Here is a 17,856-nt window from a genome sequence, read left to right on the forward strand (position 1 = left end):
GTAGGCAGGGCGGAGCCCAACGTGGAGGCGGCATCGGCCGGAAAGGGCAGGGAAGCGCCCAAGGCGGCGGATTGCTCAACGTGGGGGCCGCGTCGGTCGCAAGCGGCGGGGTGGGCCCAAGGCGGTGGGCTGGCCACGGCGAGGTGTGGTCGGCCGGCACGGGCGGATTGCCCAACGTCGGGGACCTGACGATCGGCAGGGGCGGCACGCGTCATCTCGCTTGTAGCGTCCGTGGCGTGAAGTCTCGACGTCGCGTTCTGCTGGTCGGCCTGTTGCTCTGGGGGGCGCTCGCGCTTCCGGTGCTCGCCGTCGAGTGGCTGCATCTGCACGAACCCGACAGCACCTGGCAGCAGCTCGCCGGGATCGTCGCGCTCGGGGCCGCCGCCGCGCTGCACCGACGTCGGCCCGCCATCGCCTTTCTGCTCGCGGCCGCGCCGGGCCTGGCCGCCGCGTCGTCCCTGTTCACGCTCTCGTACGGGGGCGCGCTCGCCGTCTTCGCGTACCTCATGGGGCTGCGGTCACCGGCCGTACGTCCGTCCCTCCTCGCCTTCGGCGCGCTCGCCGTCGCCGGCACCGTCAAGATCAGCATTCGGCAGGTCGACCCGGCCGCCGAGTGGCTGGTGCTCATGGGGACGCTGCTGTTCGGCGCCGTCTTCCCGTGGCTCATCGGGCGGTACTGGCGGCAGAGCCGGGAGTTGACGGCCGCAGGGTGGGCCAGGGCCGAGCAGTTGGAGCGCGAGCACCGGATCGTCGCGGACCGCGCCCGGCTGCGCGAACGGGCCCGGATCGCGCAGGACATGCACGACTCCCTTGGCCACGAACTCAGCCTCATCGCCCTGCGCGCCGGCGCCCTCCAGGTCACCCTCGGCCTCGCCGAAGCGCACCGCACGGCCGCCGCCGACCTCCGCTCCGCCGCCTCCGACGCCACCGATCGGCTGGGCGCCATCATCGGCCTGCTGCGCGAGGAGGACGACGAGCAGGCCCCGCTCGCCCCGCCCGGCGAGACCGTCGCGGAACTCGTCGACCGGGCAGCCGGATCGGGTCTCGCGGTGCATCTGGTGAGCACCCCGGCGAACGTTCCCGACACCGAGGACCGCACCGCCTACCGAGTCGTCCAGGAAGCCCTGACGAACGCCGCCAAGTATGCGCCGGGCGCCCCCGTCGCCGTAGAGGCCCGGCAGGACGGCACCACCACGACCGTCACCGTCACCAATGCCCGCCCGGCCGACGCGTCCGCCGCACCGTCCGGCAGCGGCACCGGACTCCTCGGTCTGCGCTCCCGGATCACCGCGCTCGGCGGCAGCTTCGACGCCGGCCCGCACGACGGCGGATTCCGGGTGAGCGCCCGCCTTCCCGCGCCCGGCGCCCCACGCGGCAACCCCGGCGACGCCGGTTTCGTGCACGCCCGCCGCACCGCCAGACGCCGGGTGGGCCTGGCCTTCGGGGCGGCCGCGGTCGCGGGAACCGTCCTGATCGGCGGGGCGTTCACCTGGTACGCGTATACGAAGACGCACGCCGTCCTCACCCCGCAGGCGTACGTGCAGCTGCGCGTCGGCACGCCGCTCGCCGATGTGGAGTCGCGGCTGCCCGCGCGCACGATCAGCGACCCGCCGGTCGAGCGCGCGCCCACGCCACCGCCCGCGCAGGCCGACTGCCGCTACTACCGGGCGAGCGGCGAACTATTCGTGACGGTCGAGCACTTCAGGCTCTGCTTCGCCGACGACGCGTCGCACACGCTCATCGACAAAGCGGTGATCCCCAAGGCGGGCACCGCCGACCAGGTACAGGAAGAGGAGCGTGAATGGGCGCGCTGAGCGAGCCGGGCAGACGGATCCGGGTGCTGCTCGCCGACGACGAGGCGATGATCCGGGCCGGCGTCGGCGCGATCCTCGCGGCGGGCGGGGACTTCGAGGTCGTCGCGGAGGCCGCCGACGGACGGGAGGCCGTGTGCCTCGCCCAGGCCCACCGCCCGGACGTCGCGCTCCTCGACATCCGTATGCCGCGCCTGGACGGCCTGGCGGCGGCGGAGGAGATCACGGCGACGGTGCCGGGCACGGCCGTGGCGATGCTGACCACGTTCTCCGAGGACGCCTACGTGGCGCGGGCCCTCGGCGGCGGCGCGACCGGCTTCCTGCTCAAGTCGGGCGACCCGCACGAACTGATGGCGGGCGTACGGGCGGTGGCGGGCGGCGCCGCGTTCCTGTCGCCGAAGGTGGCCCGGCATGTCATCGACGGGCTCGGCGGCGGCCGGCTGACCCGGGAGGCCGCGGCCCGGCAGCGCGTCGGGGCCCTCACCCCGCGCGAGCGCGAGGTGCTCGGCCTGGTCGGCGCGGGACTGTCGAACCCGGAGATCGCCGACCGGCTGCATCTCGTGGAGGGGACGGTGAAGGCGTACGTGAGCGCCGTCCTGGAGCGCCTTGAGGTCAAGAACCGCGTACAGGCGGCCATCGTGGCGTACGAGGCGGGACTGCTGACGTAGCCGGACCCGCCTCGTACCGGAGGCTCAGCGCCGGTGCGAGCCGCGTCGTGAGCGGGCCCCGGGCGTCGAGCCGTCGCCGGCCCCGGCGGGCCCGGGGCCGGCGAACCACCGCACCAGCCCGTTCCCCGACCCCCGCATCGCCTCGGTCACCCGCGCCCCCGGCCGCGTCAGCAGACGCACGACGAGGAACGCGACCAGGGTGCCGAGCAGCAGCCCCACCGCGACGTCATGCGGATAGTGCACGCCTACAAAGACGCGCGAGAACGCCATGAGGATCGCCATCGGGACCGTGAACCAGCCGACCTTCGGCCAGGCCAGTGCGAGGCCCACGGCAGCGGCGGCGGCGATCGTGGCGTGGTTGGAGGGGAAGGACCAGTCTCCGTAGACCGGGCAGTCGATCAGGGACGGCAGGGCGCCCGAGACGGCGCGGCAGGGCCGCTCCTCGTCGATCCCCGACTTGACCACCTCGCTGATCACATACGCGACCGCGGTGGCCAGCGGCGCGAGCACCGCGACGGCGAAGGCCCTCGGGTCATTGCCCCGCGCCCGCCACCAGGCGACGACGAAGAGCACGGCGAACAGCAGCAGACCCAGTTCCGTCCACACCTCCATGAGGTGCTGAAACCACGAAGGAGTGTCGTGGGCGAAATCGGTGATGCCGCGATACAGGTCGGAGTCGATGGTTCCCATGGTGACGGACAGTATGCAATACCCAAGGGCTGTCACATCCAGCGATGGTCGGAGGCCGAACCTGACGATCGGCAGGGGTCCGGGAGCCCGTCCGGCGGTCCGCGCGTGATGATGATCCGGAAAACTTGGTGTGTGAGGCGGCGGGTAGCACCGGACAACGGCCCGATCTCTCGTAAGGTTTGAGCCGTGGGATCTCTGCGCAATCCGATCGGGCCGCTCCCCTCCACCATCTATTGGCGACGGAGGGTCGTTCTGCTGTCCGTGGTGGCGCTGCTCGCGCTGCTGACCGTATGGATCGTCAACTTGGGCGGTGGCGGCGGGAACAACGGCGCCAACGGCTCCGGCGGCAAGAGTCCGACGGAGTCCATCACGCCCGGGCCCTCCGGCACGGGGCCCGCGATCAGCGAACACCCCGGCGGGCGCGACGAGTCCGGCGGCTCCGGCGGCTCGGGAGGCTCGGGTTCGGGCTCGGGTTCCGGCGGCTCCGGCGGGGGGTCCGGCGGTTCGGACGATGCCGCGGGCGGTGACTCCGGTGACGGCGGAGGCAGTGGCGGCAGTGGGGGCACCTCCTCCGGGGACCAGGTCCCGGCCGGCTCCAGGCTCCCGGACTGCACGGCCGGCGGCGTGACCCTGAAGGTGCGCAGCGTCCACAACTCGTACGCGCCCGGGGACAAGCCGAAGCTCCAACTCGTCGCCAAGAACACGGCGGACAAGTCCTGCAAGGTCGACCTCGGGCCGAAGACCGCGGTGGTCACGATCACCAAGGCGGAGGACGACAAGCCGTTCTGGTCCTCCGACGACTGCCCGGCCGGGGCGGGGAACATGGTGCTGCGGGCCCCTGCGGGCGGCACGGTTCAGCGTGACTACACGTGGGATCTGCGGCCGAGCGCGCCGCAGTGTGCGACTCCCTCGGCGGGGGCGGCGTCTCCCGGTACGTATCTGGTCGAGGTGAAGGCGGCGCAACTCCCCGAGGCACAGACGTCGTTCGTCCTGAAGGAAGACTGAGCCACTCAAGCCCCGCCGGCGTTTGAGGCGCGGGGTCCGGGGCAGAGCCCCGAGACCGCGCGCCGGGTGACCTCAGACGTACCGCTCCAGGATCGACGACTCCGCCAGCCGCGACAGGCCCTCACGCACGCTGCGCGCCCGCGCCTCGCCGACCCCGTCGACCGTCTGCAGGTCGTCCACGCTGGCGGCGAGCAGCTTCTGAAGGCCGCCGAAGTGCTCCACGAGGCGGTCGATGATGGCGCCGGGAAGGCGCGGCACCTTGGCCAGGAGCCGGAACCCGCGCGGGGACACCGCCGAGTCGAGCGCCTCGGGGGAGCCGGTGTAGCCCAGGGCCCGTGCCACTATCGGCAGTTCGAGCAGCTCCGCGTGGCTGAGCGCGTCCAGCTCGACCAGCGCCTCCGCGACCGTGCGGGAGCGCTTGGCGGTGGGCTCGGGGACGTAGTCCCGCGCGACCAGCTCGCGCTCCGGCTCGACGCCCGCGATCAACTCGTCGAGCTGGAGCGCCAGAAGCCGGCCGTCCGTGCCCAACTCGACCACGTACTCGGCGATCTCCGTGGCGATGCGGCGCACCATCTCCAGGCGCTGCGCGACCGCCGAGACGTCCCGGACCGTGACCAGGTCCTCGATCTCCAGGGCGGAGAGCGTGCCCGCCACCTCGTCGAGGCGCAGCTTGTAGCGCTCCAGGGTCGCGAGGGCCTGGTTGGCCCGGGACAGGATCGCCGCCGAGTCCTCCAGGACGCGGCGCTGCCCGTCCACGTACAGCGCGATCAGGCGCATCGACTGGGAGACCGAGACGACGGTGTAGCCGACCTGCTTGGAGACCCGGTCCGCCGTGCGGTGCCGGGTGCCGGTCTCCTCCGTGGGGATCGTCGGGTCCGGCACCAACTGGACGCCGGCCCGCAGGATCTTGTCGAGGTTCGACGAGACCACGATGCCGCCGTCGAGCTTGCACAGCTCGCGCAGGCGCGTGGCCGTGAACTCCACGTCGAGGATGAAACCGCCCGTGCACATCGACTCGACCGTCTTGTCGGAGCCGAGGACGATCAGGCCTCCGGTGTTGCCGCGGAGGATGCGCTCCAGGCCGTCGCGCAGGGCGGTTCCGGGCGCGACGGCGCTGAGCGCGGCGCGCATCAGACTGTCCGCACCGGAGCTTCCGCCGGACTTGCCGGGAGTTGCCGCCCGGTCATTGGCTGCCACTGCACTCCTCCGGATCGCAGACTTTGGGGTGCCCTGGGGCTCTTGCCTTCGTCCCTTGCGTTCGCACGCACGGGCGAGACCAGGGCAAAGTCTACCGGCGCTGCTCCGGCTCCCGTGGGGCGTCTTGGCGACGACCCTTCGGCAGCACTCGCAGAGCATCCCCTATATCGGCGACTTCCAGGACCTTCATACCGGGCGGGACCTTTCCCGGATCGGCCGGGACCAGCGCGTGTGTGAACCCGAGCCGGTGCGCCTCGGAGAGCCGGCGCTGCACGCCCGTGACCCGCCTGACCTCACCCGCGAGGCCTACTTCTCCGATCGCCACGAGGTTCTTGGGGAGCGGGGTGTCGCTCGCCGCGGAGGCGAGGGCCAGCGCGATGGCCAGGTCTGCGGCGGGCTCGGAGAGTTTCACGCCGCCGACCGTCGCGGAGTAGATGTCCCTCTTGCCCAACGCGCTGATCTTGCCGCGCTGTTCGAGCACGGCCAGCATCATCGAGACGCGGGAGGTCTCCAGGCCGGACGTGGTGCGGCGCGGGGAGGGGATCTGGGAGTCGACCGTGAGCGCCTGGACCTCGGCGACCAGCGGGCGGCGGCCCTCCAGGGTGACGGTCAGGCAGGTGCCGGGCACCGGCTCGGCGCGCCGGGTCAGGAACAGGCCGCTCGGGTCGGCCAGGCCCGTGATGCCCTCGTCGTGCAGCTCGAAGCAGCCGACCTCGTCCGTCGTCCCGTAGCGGTTCTTGACGCCTCGTACGAGGCGCAGGCGCGCGTGCCGGTCGCCCTCGAAGCTGAGGACGACGTCCACCAGGTGCTCCAGGAGGCGCGGTCCCGCGATCGTGCCCTCCTTCGTGACGTGGCCGACCAGGAGCGTGGACATGCCGCGCTCCTTGGAGGCGCGGATGAGTGCGCCCGCGACCTCGCGCACTTGCGACACCCCACCGGGCGCCCCGTCGATCTCCCCGGACGCGATCGTCTGTACGGAGTCCAGGACGAGCAGCGACGGCTTCACCGCGTCCAAGTGGCCGAGGACGGTGGCCAGATCGGTCTCGGCGGCCAGGTACAGGTGGTCGTCGATCGCGTGGATGCGGTCGGCGCGCAGGCGGACCTGGGAGGCCGACTCCTCGCCCGTCACGTAGAGGGTCTTGTGCTCCTCACTGGCCGACTTGGCCGCCACGTCGAGCAGCAGCGTGGACTTGCCGACGCCGGGCTCGCCCGCGACCAGCACCACGGCGCCGGGCACCAGGCCGCCACCGAGCACCCGGTCCAGCTCGGGCACGCCGGTGGGCCGGGCGGTCGCCTGCCTGCCGTCGACCTCGCCGATGGGCAGCGCCGACGTGGCGACGCGGCCCGGTGCGGTGGTGCGCACGGCGGGCGCGCCGTACTCGTCGACCGTCCCCCACGCCTGGCACTCGGGGCAGCGGCCCAGCCACTTGGCCGTCTGCCAGCCGCACTCGGTGCAGCGGTAGGACGGACGGTCCTTGGATTTGGTACGGGCAGCCATGAACGAAACCGTAGCGGGCAGGACTGACAACGAGCGGGCGCGGTCCGCGCCACCACGCCTCAACCGCGTATGGGCCATCCGTGGGCCATCCGTGGGCCACCCCTGAGGTCGCCCCGCGTAGCCGTGCTGGCCACGGAATGACGGGTTCCTGTCCTCTTTTGAGGGATCGTTTCACCCGTAAGGATTAAATGTGCTCAAGGGGGAGGAAGCCCCCTCGTGCTGCGCCTACGGTCGCACGGTGATGAGCAGCAGGCCGGAAACTCCCACACAGACCACCGGCGCACACCGGGCGCACCGCACCGGGGCGAGGCGGCAGGAGCCGCGTACCGCCCCGCAGCGCCCGCCCGCCCGCTACGAGTCCTGTCTGGACGGCCTGTTCACCTACTGCCTCTCCGTGCTCTGCGATCACGAGGAGGCGACCGCGGCGCTCGGTGACGCCCTCGCGCTCGCCGAGCGGCGCGGCTCGCGCGCCCCGGCCGGCGACTCTCCCGCCGAGCGCAGGGCCTGGCTCTACGCGCTGGCCCGCTGGTCCTGCCTGCGCCGTCTGGCCGAGGCCAATCGGCGGCGTCAGAGCGCGCAGGAGGGCGGCGGCCGGCCTCAGGACGGGCTCCTCCAGGAGGAGCGCAGGCGGCAGCTCGCCCAGCTCGCCTGGCCGGAAGCCGCGGGCACGACCCCCGAGCAGCGCGAGGCCCTGGAGCTGGCCGTGCGCCATCAGCTGTCGCCGCGCGAGGTCGCCGCCGTCCTCGGCACCGACCCCACCGCCACCCGCGAGCTGCTCTCGACCGCGGCCTGCGAGGTCGAGCGGACCCGTGCCGCCCTCGCCGTCGTCGAGACCGGCACCTGCCCCAGCGTCGCCCGCCTCACCGGGGACAACCAGGTGCTCCTCTCGGCCGCCCTGCGCCGCGAGCTGGTCCGGCACGTCGACGACTGCCCGCGCTGCCGCCGCACCGCCGAGCGCGCCGCGCCCCGCGCCTGGCCCGGCACCTCGGTGACGCCCGCCGCGCTGCCCCTCGTGGAAGCCCCGCGGCCCGCCCTGCACTTCGCGATGCACGGCCGGCACCCGGGCGCCCCGCGCTTCGACCGGCGCGGCTACCCGATGGACCCCAAGGACCGCGCCGCCCGCCGCGACCGGCTGCGCTCGCGTGCCGTGACGACGACAGTGGTCGCCGCCGTGGTCGCCGCCCCGGTGCTCGCCCTGTGGGCCGCCTACAGGGGCGCTCCGCTGACCGGTGAGGCCGCGGACGGCCGCTCCGTGACGGCCAGCGAGGACGGCACGGCCGACAGCCTCGACGGCGAGCGGACCGGCGGCGCGTACGAGAACGCGGGGAACGCGCGGACGAGCCCCGACCCGAGCTTCACCGCGGGCAGCCGCTCACCCGATGTCTCCGTAGAGGTCACCTCGCCGCCCGGGCACGGGGGGCGCGGCCCCGGCCGTATCACCGTGGAGGCGCAGCCCAGCGGGAACGCGACGGCGATCACGCTCACCGCCTCGGGCCGCTCGCCCGTCGACTGGACCGCCTCCACGGACGCGTCATGGCTGTACCTGAGCCAGGCCGCGGGCACGCTGCGCCCCGGCGAGTCCCTCACGATCCACGTCTACGTCAACGAGTACCGGGAGCCGCGCGGGCACTGGACAGCGCACGTCGGGATCGACCCCTCCGGGGCGGTCATCTCCCTTGAGGGGTACGGGCGTTCCGGGTCCGGGGGCGGCGGCGGCACCTCGCGTCCCTCGCCGTCCCACTCCGTCCCGTCGTCCCCGTCCGAGCCGACGCCGCCCCCCACGCCGACGCACTCCTCGCCCGACCCGACGCCGACCGAGAGCTCGACGCCGAGTCCGAGCGACCCCGAGCCCTCCGACTCGGCGCCCCCGTCCGACACGGCGTCGCCCTCCGGGACCGGGGGGTCCGGGACGGGCTCGCCGTCGGGGACCCCCTGACGTCCGGTCCCGGACCGCCGGATGTGCGCGTTACGCCGGGTCGGCCGGGTGCGGGGCGAGCAGCGGGAGGCCCTTGGGCGCGGCCGCGAGACGCTCCTCGCACAGCTCGACCAGCTTCTCGTAGCCGGCCTTGCCCATCAGCTCCGTGAGCTCGGGGCCGTAACTGACGTAGACCGGGTCGCCCGCGCCGTGCGCCGAGGTCGCCGACGTGCACCACCAGTGCAGGTCATGGCCGCCCGGGCCCCAGCCACGGCGGTCGTACTCGCCGATCGAGACCTGGAGCACCTTGGTGTCGTCGGGCCGCTCGATCCACTCGTACGTACGGCGGACCGGAAGCTGCCAGCAGACGTCCGGCTTCGTCTCCAGGGGCTCGCGGCCCTCCTTGAGCGCCAGGATGTGCAGCGAGCAGCCCGCGCCGCCCGCGAAGCCCGGCCGGTTCTGGAAGATGCACGAGCCCTCGTACGGGCGCGTCTGGCGGTCGCCGTCCTCGTCCGTCGACACCCAGCCGGTCTCGGTGCCGATGTCGTGGTGCTGCCAGATGTCCGGCGTGAGGCGTGCCACGTTCTCCGCGACCCGCTTCTCGTCCTCCTCGTCGGAGAAGTGGGCGCCGAGCGTGCAGCAGCCGTCGTCGGCGCGGCCCGCCTGGATGCCCTGGCAGCCGCTGCCGAAGATGCAGCTCCAACGAGAGGTCAGCCATGTCAGATCGCAGCGGAAGATCTGCTCGTCGTCCGCCGGATCCGGGAACTCGACCCACGCGCGCGGGAAGTCGATCGGCTTCTCGTCCGCCTTGGCCCGCTGCTTCTGTTGCTTCTGGAGGTCCTTCTGCCGGCCCTTCGGCTCCTTCAGCTCCTGCTTTGCCGACTTCGTCTTCTTGTCGCTCTTGTCGGCCTTGGCCTTTTTCGTCTTTGGCACCGTTCCAGAGTAAAGGCGACGCCGCCTTCAACAGGACCTTCCTGGACGGGCAAGCCGTGCGGAGCAGTAGCGTTCCCTATATGAGACTCGGTGTCCTCGACGTGGGTTCGAATACGGTCCATCTGCTCGTGGTGGACGCACACCCCGGCGCCCGCCCGCTGCCCGCGCACTCGCACAAGGCCGAATTGCGCCTCGCCCAACTCCTCGACGACCGCGGGGCGATCGGGCCCGACGGCGTGGACCTGCTGATCGGGACGGTCAGAGAAGCCCTGGTGGCGGCCGAGGACAAGGGCGTGGAGGACCTGCTGCCGTTCGCGACGTCGGCGGTGCGCGAGGCCAGCAACGCCGACGACGTCCTGGCGCGGGTCAAGGACGCCACGGGCGTCGAACTGCGGGTGCTCAGCGGCGAGGAGGAGGCGCGGCTCACGTTCCTGGCGGCCCGGCGCTGGTTCGGCTGGTCGGCGGGCAGGCTGCTGGTGCTCGACATCGGCGGCGGCTCCCTGGAGATCGCGTACGGCATCGACGAGGAGCCGGACGCCGCGGTGTCGCTGCCGCTCGGGGCCGGCCGGCTGACGGCGGGCTGGCTGCCGGGGGACCCGGCGAATCCGGACGACGTGAAGGCGCTGCGGCGGCATGCGCGGGCGCAGATCGCGCGCACGGTGGGGGAGTTCAGCCGGTTCGGGGCGCCGGACCATGTGGTGGCCACATCGAAGACGTTCAAGCAGCTGGCGCGCCTCGCCGGGGCGGCCCGCTCGACGGAAGGCCTCTACGTACAGCGGGAGTTGAAGCGGAAGTCCCTGGAGGACTGGGTGCCGCAGCTCGCCGCGATGACCGTGGAGGAGCGCTCCGAGCTCCCGGGAGTCTCCGAGGGCCGGGCCGGACAACTGCTCGCCGGGGCGCTGGTGGCGGAGGGCGCGATGGACCTCTTCGGCGTCGAAACCCTGGAAATCTGCCCCTGGGCCCTCCGCGAGGGCGTCATCCTCCGCCGCCTGGATCACCTGCCCACGGCGTGATCAATCGGGTGGGCGCCCCCACCCCGACGCGAGGGCCGTACCCTGTCCCCGTGGCAGAACCAGTGGTGCGCATCCCGGATGCGAAGGTCGCGCTGTCCACGGCCTCTGTTTATCCGGAGTCGACGGCGACGGCCTTCGAGATCGCCGCGCGCCTGGGCTACGACGGTGTCGAGGTCATGGTCTGGACCGATCCCGTCAGCCAGGACATAGAGGCCCTGCGCCGCCTCTCCGACTACCACCGCATCCCGATCCTCGCCGTGCACGCGCCATGTCTGCTGATCACGCAGCGCGTGTGGTCGACGGACCCGTGGGTGAAGCTGCAGCGCGCGCGGGCCGCCGCGGAGAAGCTGGGGGCGTCGACCGTGGTCGTGCACCCCCCGTTCCGCTGGCAGCGCCAGTACGCGCGGGATTTCGTGCAGGGCATCTGGCGGATGGCCGGCGAGACCGATGTGCGTTTCGCGGTCGAAAACATGTACCCGTGGCGCTACCGGGACCGCGAGATGCTCGCGTACGCCCCCGACTGGGACGTGACCAAGGACGACTACCGGCACTTCACGGTCGACCTCAGCCACACCGCGACGGCGCGGACCGACGCGATGCAGATGATCGACCGGATGGGAGACCGGCTCGGGCATGTGCACCTCGCCGACGGCGGCGGCTCCGGCAAGGACGAGCACCTGGTGCCCGGCCGCGGCACGCAGCCCTGCGCCGAACTCCTGGACCGCCTCGCCGTGAACGGATTCGACGGGCACGTCGTCATCGAGGTCAATACGCGGCGCGCCATGTCCAGCGCCGAGCGCGAGGCCGATCTGGCGGAGGCCCTCGCCTTCGCCCGCCTGCACCTGGCGTCGGCCGCGCGGGTGCCGCGTTCATGACCGAGCCGGTGCGCCGCCGGGGCCGGCCCCCGCGCGCGCGGCAGGACGCCGGTCCCGGCATGCGGGAGCGGATCCTGGACGCGGCCCGCGAGGATTTCGCCGAGCGCGGCTACGACAAGGCATCGGTGCGCGGCATCGCCAAGGCCGCCGGGGTGGACTCGGCCCTGGTGCACCACTACTTCGGCACCAAGGAGCAGGTGTTCGCGGCCGCGATCGAGGTGGCGCTCGCGCCTGCCCTCAAGGCCCCCGACGCCTTGGAGGACGGGCCGCTGGAGGGGGTCGGCGAGCGCATGACCCGGTTCTTCTTCGGCGTGTGGGAGGCGCCCGCGACCCGGGCGCCGCTGCTCGCCATCGTGCGGTCCGCCCTGAACAACGAGGTGGCCGCCGGCGTCTTCCGGAAGCTCGTCGCCACGCAGCTGCTCGCGCGGATCGCGCAGCGGCTCGACCTGCCGGAGGGCGAGGCCGAACTGCGGGCCTCGCTGGCCGCCGCGCAGCTCGTGGGCACGGCGATGATCCGCTACGTGGTGAGGGCGGAGCCGCTGGCCTCCGCGGATCTGGAGTGGATCATCGGGCGGCTCGCCCCCGTGGTGCAGGGGCATCTGACCGGTCCGTGAGGGCGCCGCCCCTGTAGCAGCACGTGAGACGGTTGTCCCGGCATTCGGACACCCTGTCCAGGGCTTGGATCGGCGGCGTAGGCTCGGGAAACAGTCTTTTATCCCTCTGAAGGAGCGAGCGACGATGCCCGAGCTGAGGTCCCGCACAGTCACCCACGGCCGCAACATGGCGGGCGCCCGCGCCCTTATGCGTGCCTCCGGTGTACCCGGTGCGGACATCGGCCGGAAGCCGATCATCGCGGTCGCCAACTCGTTCACCGAGTTCGTGCCCGGTCACACGCACCTGGCGCCCGTGGGCCGCATCGTCAGCGAGGCCATCACGGCCGCGGGCGGCATCGCCCGCGAGTTCAACACGATCGCCGTCGACGACGGCATCGCGATGGGCCACGGCGGCATGCTGTACTCCCTCCCGTCCCGCGACCTGATCGCGGACTCGGTCGAGTACATGGTCGAGGCGCACTGCGCGGACGCGCTGATCTGCATCTCGAACTGCGACAAGATCACCCCCGGCATGCTGAACGCGGCCCTGCGTCTCAACATCCCGACGGTCTTCGTCTCCGGCGGCCCCATGGAGGCCGGCAAGGCCACGCTGGTCGACGGCACGGTCCGGAAGCTGGACCTGGTCAACGCGATCAGCGACGCGGTCGACGAGAGCGTCTCGGACGAGGACATCCTCCGCATCGAGGAGAACGCCTGTCCGACCTGCGGCAGCTGTTCCGGCATGTTCACGGCCAACTCCATGAACTGCCTGACCGAGGCCATCGGCCTCTCCCTGCCGGGCAACGGCTCGGTGCTCGCCACGCACACCGCCCGCAAGGCGCTGTACGAGAAGGCGGGTGAAACGGTCGTCGAGATCGCGAAGCGGTACTACGACGGTGACGACGAGTCGGTCCTGCCGCGCAACATCGCCACCCGCGCCGCCTTCGACAACGCCATGGCGCTCGACATCTCCATGGGCGGCTCCACGAACACGATCCTGCACCTGCTCGCCGCAGCGCAGGAGGCCGAGCTCGACTACACCCTGGCCGACATGGACGAGGTCTCGCGCCGCGTCCCCTGCCTGGCCAAGGTCGCCCCGAACGTCGCGCCCGGCGGCACGTACTACATGGAGGACGTGCACCGCGCCGGCGGCATCCCCGCGATCCTCGGCGAGCTGTACCGCGGCGGACTGCTCCACGAGGACGTGCACACCGTCCACTCCCCGTCCATCAAGGAATGGCTCGACGACTGGGACATCCGCAGCGGCGCGGCGACCGAAGTGGCGAGCGAGCTGTGGCACGCCGCCCCCGGGTGCAGGCGCTCCGCCGAGGCCTTCTCGCAGTCCGAGCGCTGGGACACCCTCGACACCGACGCCGCCGGCGGCTGCATCCGTGACGTCGCCCACGCGTACTCGAAGGACGGCGGCCTGGCCGTCCTGAAGGGCAACCTCGCCGAGAACGGCGCCGTCGTGAAGACCGCCGGTGTCGACGAGTCCATCTGGACCTTCGAGGGACCGGCCGTCGTCTGCGAGTCGCAGGAGGACGCCGTCGAGAAGATCCTGCTCAAGCAGATCAAGGAGGGCGACGTCGTCGTCATCCGCTACGAGGGCCCCAAGGGCGGCCCCGGCATGCAGGAGATGCTCTACCCGACCTCGTACCTGAAGGGCCGCGGCCTCGGCAAGGCCTGCGCGCTCGTCACGGACGGCCGCTTCTCCGGCGGTACGTCGGGCCTGTCCATCGGCCACGCCTCGCCCGAGGCCGCCGCCGGTGGCACCATCGCGCTCGTCGAGGACGGCGACCGCGTGCGCATCGACATCCCGAACCGCGGCATCGAACTCCTCGTGAGCGACGAGGAGCTGGCCGCGCGCCGCGAGGCCCTGGGCGGCGTCTACGCCCCCAAGAACCGCGAGCGCAAGGTCTCGGCCGCTCTGCGCGCCTACGCCGCGATGGCCACCAGCGCCGACACGGGCGCGGTCCGCGACGTGTCGCAGCTCGGCTAGGACAGGGCCTAGGGACCGTCCGCTGTGGCGGCACCGGAAACGGTGCCGTCCGGCGCGCTCCCGTACACCCGGCCGCCGCTCACCACCGGCGCCGGGATATCGGCCACCACCCGGTCGGAGCGGCCCGCCGGCCGGGGGCCGCTCTGGCCGACCGGACGGCCCGTGCGCCGGTCCACGGCGAGCAGCCGGCCGTCGGGTGCCGACACGTACACCCGGTCGGAGGCGGCGTCGACGGCGGGCGCGGAGCCCCGGCTCACGGAGGTCTCCGACCGCCACACCTGCTTGCCGGACGCGAGGTCCTGCGCCACCAACGCGCCGCCCGCCGCGAGCAGATACACCGTGCCGCCGTGCAGCGCCGCCGTCGCGGACGGCAGCGGCAGGGACAGCCGTACGCGACGTGCCACCGCCCCGTCCGTGAGGCGATGGCCGACGAGCGCGACGGTCTCGCCCGAAGGGCCCCGCTGCGTGCACCAGACGGCCCCGCCGGACACTCCGAGCGGGGTCGCCGTGCCCGGTGACCTCTGCTGCCAGCGGACGTCACCCGTCGCCGGATCCACCGCGCTCACCAGCGTGTTCGTCCCGTCGGGCGTCGGCGTCGCCGCGTAGGCCAGGTCCCCACCGACGTACGAGAGAGTGGGCGGGGTCGTCGACGCGCCCGGGAGCCGACGGTGCCATTCCCGTCTCCCGGTCGCGCTGTCGACCGCGCTGAGTGTGCCGTCGGGCGCCGCGAGGAGCACCCGCCCCGCCGCCTGGCGCACCTGCCCCTGGAACCGCGACACATCCATCGACCAGCGGGTCCTGCCCGTATCGGCCGCCATCGCGACGAGCCGGGACCCGTCCGGGGTGAGCGCGTGCACCAGCCCACCCGACACGACAGGCGCCGCCCCGCCAACGTCGCCCGCCGCACCGGACGCCTTCCGCTTCCACCGCACCGAGCCGTCCCGCGGATCCAGCGAGACGGCGAGCGCACCGGGCACGGCGCAGTTCAGGCTCCCGGCCCCGTACGAGCAGACGGGCGCGGCACCCGGGCCGAGCGCCCGCTGCCAGGGGTGGAACGTGGCGGGGGAGCCGGCCGGGGCGGTGCGCGTGCCGGTGCCCGAGCCCGGGTCGCTCCCCCAGAGGAGGGGCACGGTGAGCGCGCCGCTCAGCGCGAGGACGCCGGCGAGGGTGACGAGCGTGCGGGGGCGCGGCCGCCTCTGCGGGGTCGGCGAACTCGACGCCTCTTCAGGTGAGTTGTCGATGGAATCAGTGAAATCGGTGGGATCTGTGGACGGCTCGACCGGGGCCCGCTGCGCCGGTATGAACGCCTGCGTGTCGTACCGCGCCGAGATGTGCCGCAGCCGGGCCATCAGCTCGTCCGGCGTGGGCCGCTCCTCCGGCTCCTTCGCCAGGCAGCCGAGGACGAGCGGCGCCAGGTCATCGGGCACGCCGGACACATCCGGTTCGTCGTGCACCACCTGGTACGCCACCAGGTAGGGGCTGTCGGAGTCGAACGGGCCGCGGCCCGTCGCCGCGTGCACCAGGAGCGAGCCGAGCGCGAACACGTCGGCGGCAGGCCCGACCTCGCGCGGGCGGCGGAACTGCTCGGGTGCCATGAACGGCGGCGTGCCGATCAACTTGCCGGTCTCCGTGCGCAGTTCACTGTCCTTGGGCCGGGAGATCCCGAAGTCGATGACCTTGGGGCTGTCCTCGGCGAGCAGCACATTGCTCGGCTTCAGGTCGCGGTGCACGACCCCGGCGCGGTGGATGTCGCGCAGCGCCTCCGCGAGGCCCGCGGTCAGGTGCCGCAGCTGCGCGGGCGCCAGGGGACCGTTCCGCTTGACGTACTCGGCGAGGGTCGGGCCGGGTATGAACAACGTTGCCATCCACGGCAGTTCGGCCTCCGGGTCGGCGTCGACGACCGGCGCGGTGAAGGCCCCGCTGACCCGCCGCGCGGCCGCGACCTCCTGCCGGAAGCGTCCCCTGAACTCGGGGTCCTCCGCGAACTCGGCGTGCACCACCTTCACCGCGAGCGGCAGCCCCGCCGCCGACCGCGCCAGATGCACGACGCCCATGCCGCCCGCGCCCAGGCGCTCCTCGAGCCGATAGTGCCCGGCGTACTCCGGAAGTTCCGCTTCCGCGCCGGTCCCGATGCTGTTGTGTGACGGCATGTCCACCCCCGTGGATGACGTCGCGATCTCCGTGCGCGCGCGACGCACGGAGCCTAGTCGATGGTTCGGACGGTGGTTCGTACGGGACGAACGGGCCTTGCTAGCCTGCGTGTTCGACAGCTCAGTGCATACATTTCAACGGGCCCTCAATGAACGTTGAACGGGACTCGTTCGACGGGGAGGCACAGCAACATGCCAGTAGAGGAACAGTCCGCTCAGCCCAGTCAGCCCAGGCAGTCCGTGGAAGCGGCGGCAGCGGCGATGTACTACACGGTGGCCCCGGGCTACAACGTGAACGTGCGCAGCGGCCCCGGCACGCAGTACCGCGTGGTGCGCGTGCTGCCGCTGGGCGCGAAGGTGCCGATCTTCTGCCAGAAGCCGGGCCAGGCGGTTGCGGGCCCGTACGGCACGTCGAAGGTCTGGGACAACATCGGCGTCGGCGAGTACGTCTCCGACACCTATGTGAAGACAGGCAGTGACGGCTACGTGGCGCCGCGCTGCGCCTGAGCCACACAGAGGGGCCGGGCTGCGGGCCTCGCGGTCCGGTCCGGTGATAATCGAGGGCGTGAGCGACGAAACCGGCACCCCCAGCACCTCCCCGGCCCCGGGGCCCCAGCCCGAGGACATCCGCTTCTTCGGCACGACCTGGGTCGACCACAGCGGCAACTACGGCCTGCGCCGGGCCGCGGTCGGCGTGGGCGCGCTGGCCCTGGCCGTCGCCGGCTGCTTCATCCTCCGGTTCGCCTACGAGGGCCTGGCGATCGCCGACATCGGATCCCTCGTGAACCTGCTGCTCGTGGTCATGTTCGCCGTCTGCAGCGCGCTCGCCTTCGCCCGCACCCGCACCGGCTTCACCGAGCGCCACGACCCCGAGAAGCAGGCCTCGCTGCGCGGCTTCCTGGCGATCGGCTTCGTAGGCGTCCTGATCGCGTACGCCCTGCGCTGCTTGGTCGAGGCCCCCGGCGAAAAGCTCCGCCGCCAGGAATACGAAACGGCCCGCGACCAGTACACCCGCCGCACCTCCCGCCGCACCCGCAACCCGGCGAAGAAGAAGGGCAAGGGCTGAGGCAGCCGGGGCCTCCGGCGACTACCAGGTGTACGTCACCCGGAGATAGGGGCTCCGGCCCGGGCCGCTGGACCGGTGCCACGCCACGGGGCTCCGGCCCCGGACCGCTCGACGTGTCCCACGCCACGGGGCTCCGCCCCGGACCCCGCGCCTCAAGCGCCGGCGGGGCTGATCCTGCGGAACCGGTGTTACGGACTCGGGGCGCTGCCTCGGACCCCGCGCCTCAATCGCCGGCGGGGCTTGGTGTGCCCACCCGTCCGCGGGAACTTGATGTGCCCAGCCGCCCGCGGGGCTTGATTCGCCCCGCCGTCCGCCGGGGCTTGGCTTGTCCCGCCGTCCCGCCGCCCGGCTGCCCCGCTGCCCCGTAGGCGATGGCGATGGCCTTGCCCTGCTGCCTACCACGCCCATCTCCCACCCACCCGCCCCCTCCGGGGGCGTCGGCC

The 17,856-nt window shown here is 72.7% G+C and carries 15 protein-coding genes; 10 read left to right on the top strand and 5 right to left on the bottom strand.

Annotation, left to right across the window (positions count from 1 at the left end; translation table 11 throughout):
* Positions 1-236: 236 nt before the first annotated feature.
* Together OKJ99_RS26440 and OKJ99_RS26445 are read left to right on the top strand one after the other, a co-directional pair.
* Positions 237-1,814 (top strand): sensor histidine kinase, encoded by a 1,578-nt coding sequence (locus tag OKJ99_RS26440; protein WP_326020033.1) that lies wholly within the window; start codon positions 237-239, stop codon positions 1,812-1,814.
* Positions 1,802-2,479: a response regulator transcription factor gene (locus OKJ99_RS26445; protein WP_326020034.1), complete on the top strand. Its 678-nt coding sequence runs from the start codon at positions 1,802-1,804 to the stop codon at positions 2,477-2,479. Before OKJ99_RS26440 ends, OKJ99_RS26445 begins: the two co-directional genes overlap by 13 nt.
* A gap of 24 nt (positions 2,480-2,503) precedes the next feature.
* On the opposite strand, the gene OKJ99_RS26450 is transcribed toward OKJ99_RS26445, so the two are convergent.
* A complete protein-coding gene (locus OKJ99_RS26450) occupies positions 2,504-3,169 on the bottom strand; it encodes a phosphatase PAP2 family protein (protein WP_326020035.1) in 666 nt (221 codons plus the stop codon).
* A 186-nt stretch (positions 3,170-3,355) separates the two neighbouring features.
* Here OKJ99_RS26450 and OKJ99_RS26455 point away from each other — a divergent pair, with 186 nt between their 5' ends.
* Positions 3,356-4,174: a hypothetical protein gene (locus tag OKJ99_RS26455; protein WP_326020036.1), complete on the top strand. Its 819-nt coding sequence runs from the start codon at positions 3,356-3,358 to the stop codon at positions 4,172-4,174.
* 72 nt (positions 4,175-4,246) lie between these two features.
* Here the strand turns inward: OKJ99_RS26455 and disA are convergent, their stop codons facing one another.
* On the bottom strand, positions 4,247-5,371 hold the full coding sequence (gene disA / locus OKJ99_RS26460; RefSeq protein WP_326020037.1) for a DNA integrity scanning diadenylate cyclase DisA: 1,125 nt from the start codon (positions 5,369-5,371) through the stop codon (positions 4,247-4,249).
* A gap of 91 nt (positions 5,372-5,462) precedes the next feature.
* Complete coding sequence (gene radA / locus OKJ99_RS26465) at positions 5,463-6,869, bottom strand: DNA repair protein RadA (RefSeq protein ID WP_326020038.1); 1,407 nt, start codon at positions 6,867-6,869, stop codon at positions 5,463-5,465.
* 241 nt (positions 6,870-7,110) lie between these two features.
* Here radA and OKJ99_RS26470 point away from each other — a divergent pair, with 241 nt between their 5' ends.
* Positions 7,111-8,805, top strand: a complete 1,695-nt coding sequence (locus OKJ99_RS26470) for a BACON domain-containing protein (RefSeq protein WP_407700766.1) — start codon at positions 7,111-7,113, stop codon at positions 8,803-8,805.
* Between the two features lie 30 nt (positions 8,806-8,835).
* On the opposite strand, the gene OKJ99_RS26475 is transcribed toward OKJ99_RS26470, so the two are convergent.
* Positions 8,836-9,651, bottom strand: coding sequence for a hypothetical protein (locus tag OKJ99_RS26475; RefSeq protein WP_407700767.1), 816 nt, complete (start codon positions 9,649-9,651; stop codon positions 8,836-8,838).
* A 146-nt stretch (positions 9,652-9,797) separates the two neighbouring features.
* Between OKJ99_RS26475 and OKJ99_RS26480 the strand changes: the two genes are divergently transcribed.
* From OKJ99_RS26480 to ilvD, 4 genes are all read left to right on the top strand, one after another.
* Positions 9,798-10,730 (top strand): Ppx/GppA phosphatase family protein, encoded by a 933-nt coding sequence (locus OKJ99_RS26480; RefSeq protein ID WP_326020041.1) that lies wholly within the window; start codon positions 9,798-9,800, stop codon positions 10,728-10,730.
* A 50-nt stretch (positions 10,731-10,780) separates the two neighbouring features.
* Positions 10,781-11,605: a sugar phosphate isomerase/epimerase family protein gene (locus tag OKJ99_RS26485; protein WP_266711285.1), complete on the top strand. Its 825-nt coding sequence runs from the start codon at positions 10,781-10,783 to the stop codon at positions 11,603-11,605.
* Positions 11,602-12,219 (top strand): TetR/AcrR family transcriptional regulator, encoded by a 618-nt coding sequence (locus tag OKJ99_RS26490; protein WP_326020042.1) that lies wholly within the window; start codon positions 11,602-11,604, stop codon positions 12,217-12,219. The genes OKJ99_RS26485 and OKJ99_RS26490 overlap by 4 nt, the downstream gene beginning before the upstream one ends.
* 124 nt (positions 12,220-12,343) lie before the next feature.
* Entirely contained in the window at positions 12,344-14,197 is a 1,854-nt protein-coding gene (gene ilvD, locus OKJ99_RS26495) for a dihydroxy-acid dehydratase (protein WP_326020043.1), read from the top strand.
* An 8-nt stretch (positions 14,198-14,205) separates the two neighbouring features.
* Here the strand turns inward: ilvD and OKJ99_RS26500 are convergent, their stop codons facing one another.
* Positions 14,206-16,347, bottom strand: a complete 2,142-nt coding sequence (locus OKJ99_RS26500; protein ID WP_326020044.1) for a serine/threonine-protein kinase — start codon at positions 16,345-16,347, stop codon at positions 14,206-14,208.
* A gap of 192 nt (positions 16,348-16,539) precedes the next feature.
* On the opposite strand from OKJ99_RS26500, the gene OKJ99_RS26505 reads away from it, so the two are divergent.
* Both OKJ99_RS26505 and OKJ99_RS26510 read left to right on the top strand, forming a co-directional pair.
* Entirely contained in the window at positions 16,540-16,854 is a 315-nt protein-coding gene (locus tag OKJ99_RS26505) for an SH3 domain-containing protein (RefSeq protein ID WP_326020045.1), read from the top strand.
* Between the two features lie 58 nt (positions 16,855-16,912).
* Complete coding sequence (locus OKJ99_RS26510; protein WP_326020046.1) at positions 16,913-17,413, top strand: EamA/RhaT family transporter; 501 nt, start codon at positions 16,913-16,915, stop codon at positions 17,411-17,413.
* The last annotated feature ends 443 nt before the right edge of the window (positions 17,414-17,856 follow it).

The sequence above is a fragment of the Streptomyces endophyticus genome, from assembly GCF_035798155.1.
Classification (GTDB): domain Bacteria; phylum Actinomycetota; class Actinomycetes; order Streptomycetales; family Streptomycetaceae; genus Streptomyces; species Streptomyces endophyticus.

What these genes read in the sequence shown, in the direction of transcription:
- OKJ99_RS26445 (WP_326020034.1), top strand. Translation starts at nt 1,802, where the DNA reads ATGGGCGCGCTGAGCGAGCCGGGCAGACGGATCCGGGTGCTGCTCGCC.
- OKJ99_RS26450 (WP_326020035.1), bottom strand. Translation starts at nt 3,169, where the DNA reads ATGGGAACCATCGACTCCGACCTGTATCGCGGCATCACCGATTTCGCC.
- radA (WP_326020038.1), bottom strand. Translation starts at nt 6,869, where the DNA reads ATGGCTGCCCGTACCAAATCCAAGGACCGTCCGTCCTACCGCTGCACC.
- OKJ99_RS26470 (WP_407700766.1), top strand. Translation starts at nt 7,111, where the DNA reads ATGAGCAGCAGGCCGGAAACTCCCACACAGACCACCGGCGCACACCGG.
- OKJ99_RS26480 (WP_326020041.1), top strand. Translation starts at nt 9,798, where the DNA reads ATGAGACTCGGTGTCCTCGACGTGGGTTCGAATACGGTCCATCTGCTC.
- OKJ99_RS26490 (WP_326020042.1), top strand. Translation starts at nt 11,602, where the DNA reads ATGACCGAGCCGGTGCGCCGCCGGGGCCGGCCCCCGCGCGCGCGGCAG.
- ilvD (WP_326020043.1), top strand. Translation starts at nt 12,344, where the DNA reads ATGCCCGAGCTGAGGTCCCGCACAGTCACCCACGGCCGCAACATGGCG.
- OKJ99_RS26500 (WP_326020044.1), bottom strand. Translation starts at nt 16,347, where the DNA reads ATGCCGTCACACAACAGCATCGGGACCGGCGCGGAAGCGGAACTTCCG.
- OKJ99_RS26505 (WP_326020045.1), top strand. Translation starts at nt 16,540, where the DNA reads ATGCCAGTAGAGGAACAGTCCGCTCAGCCCAGTCAGCCCAGGCAGTCC.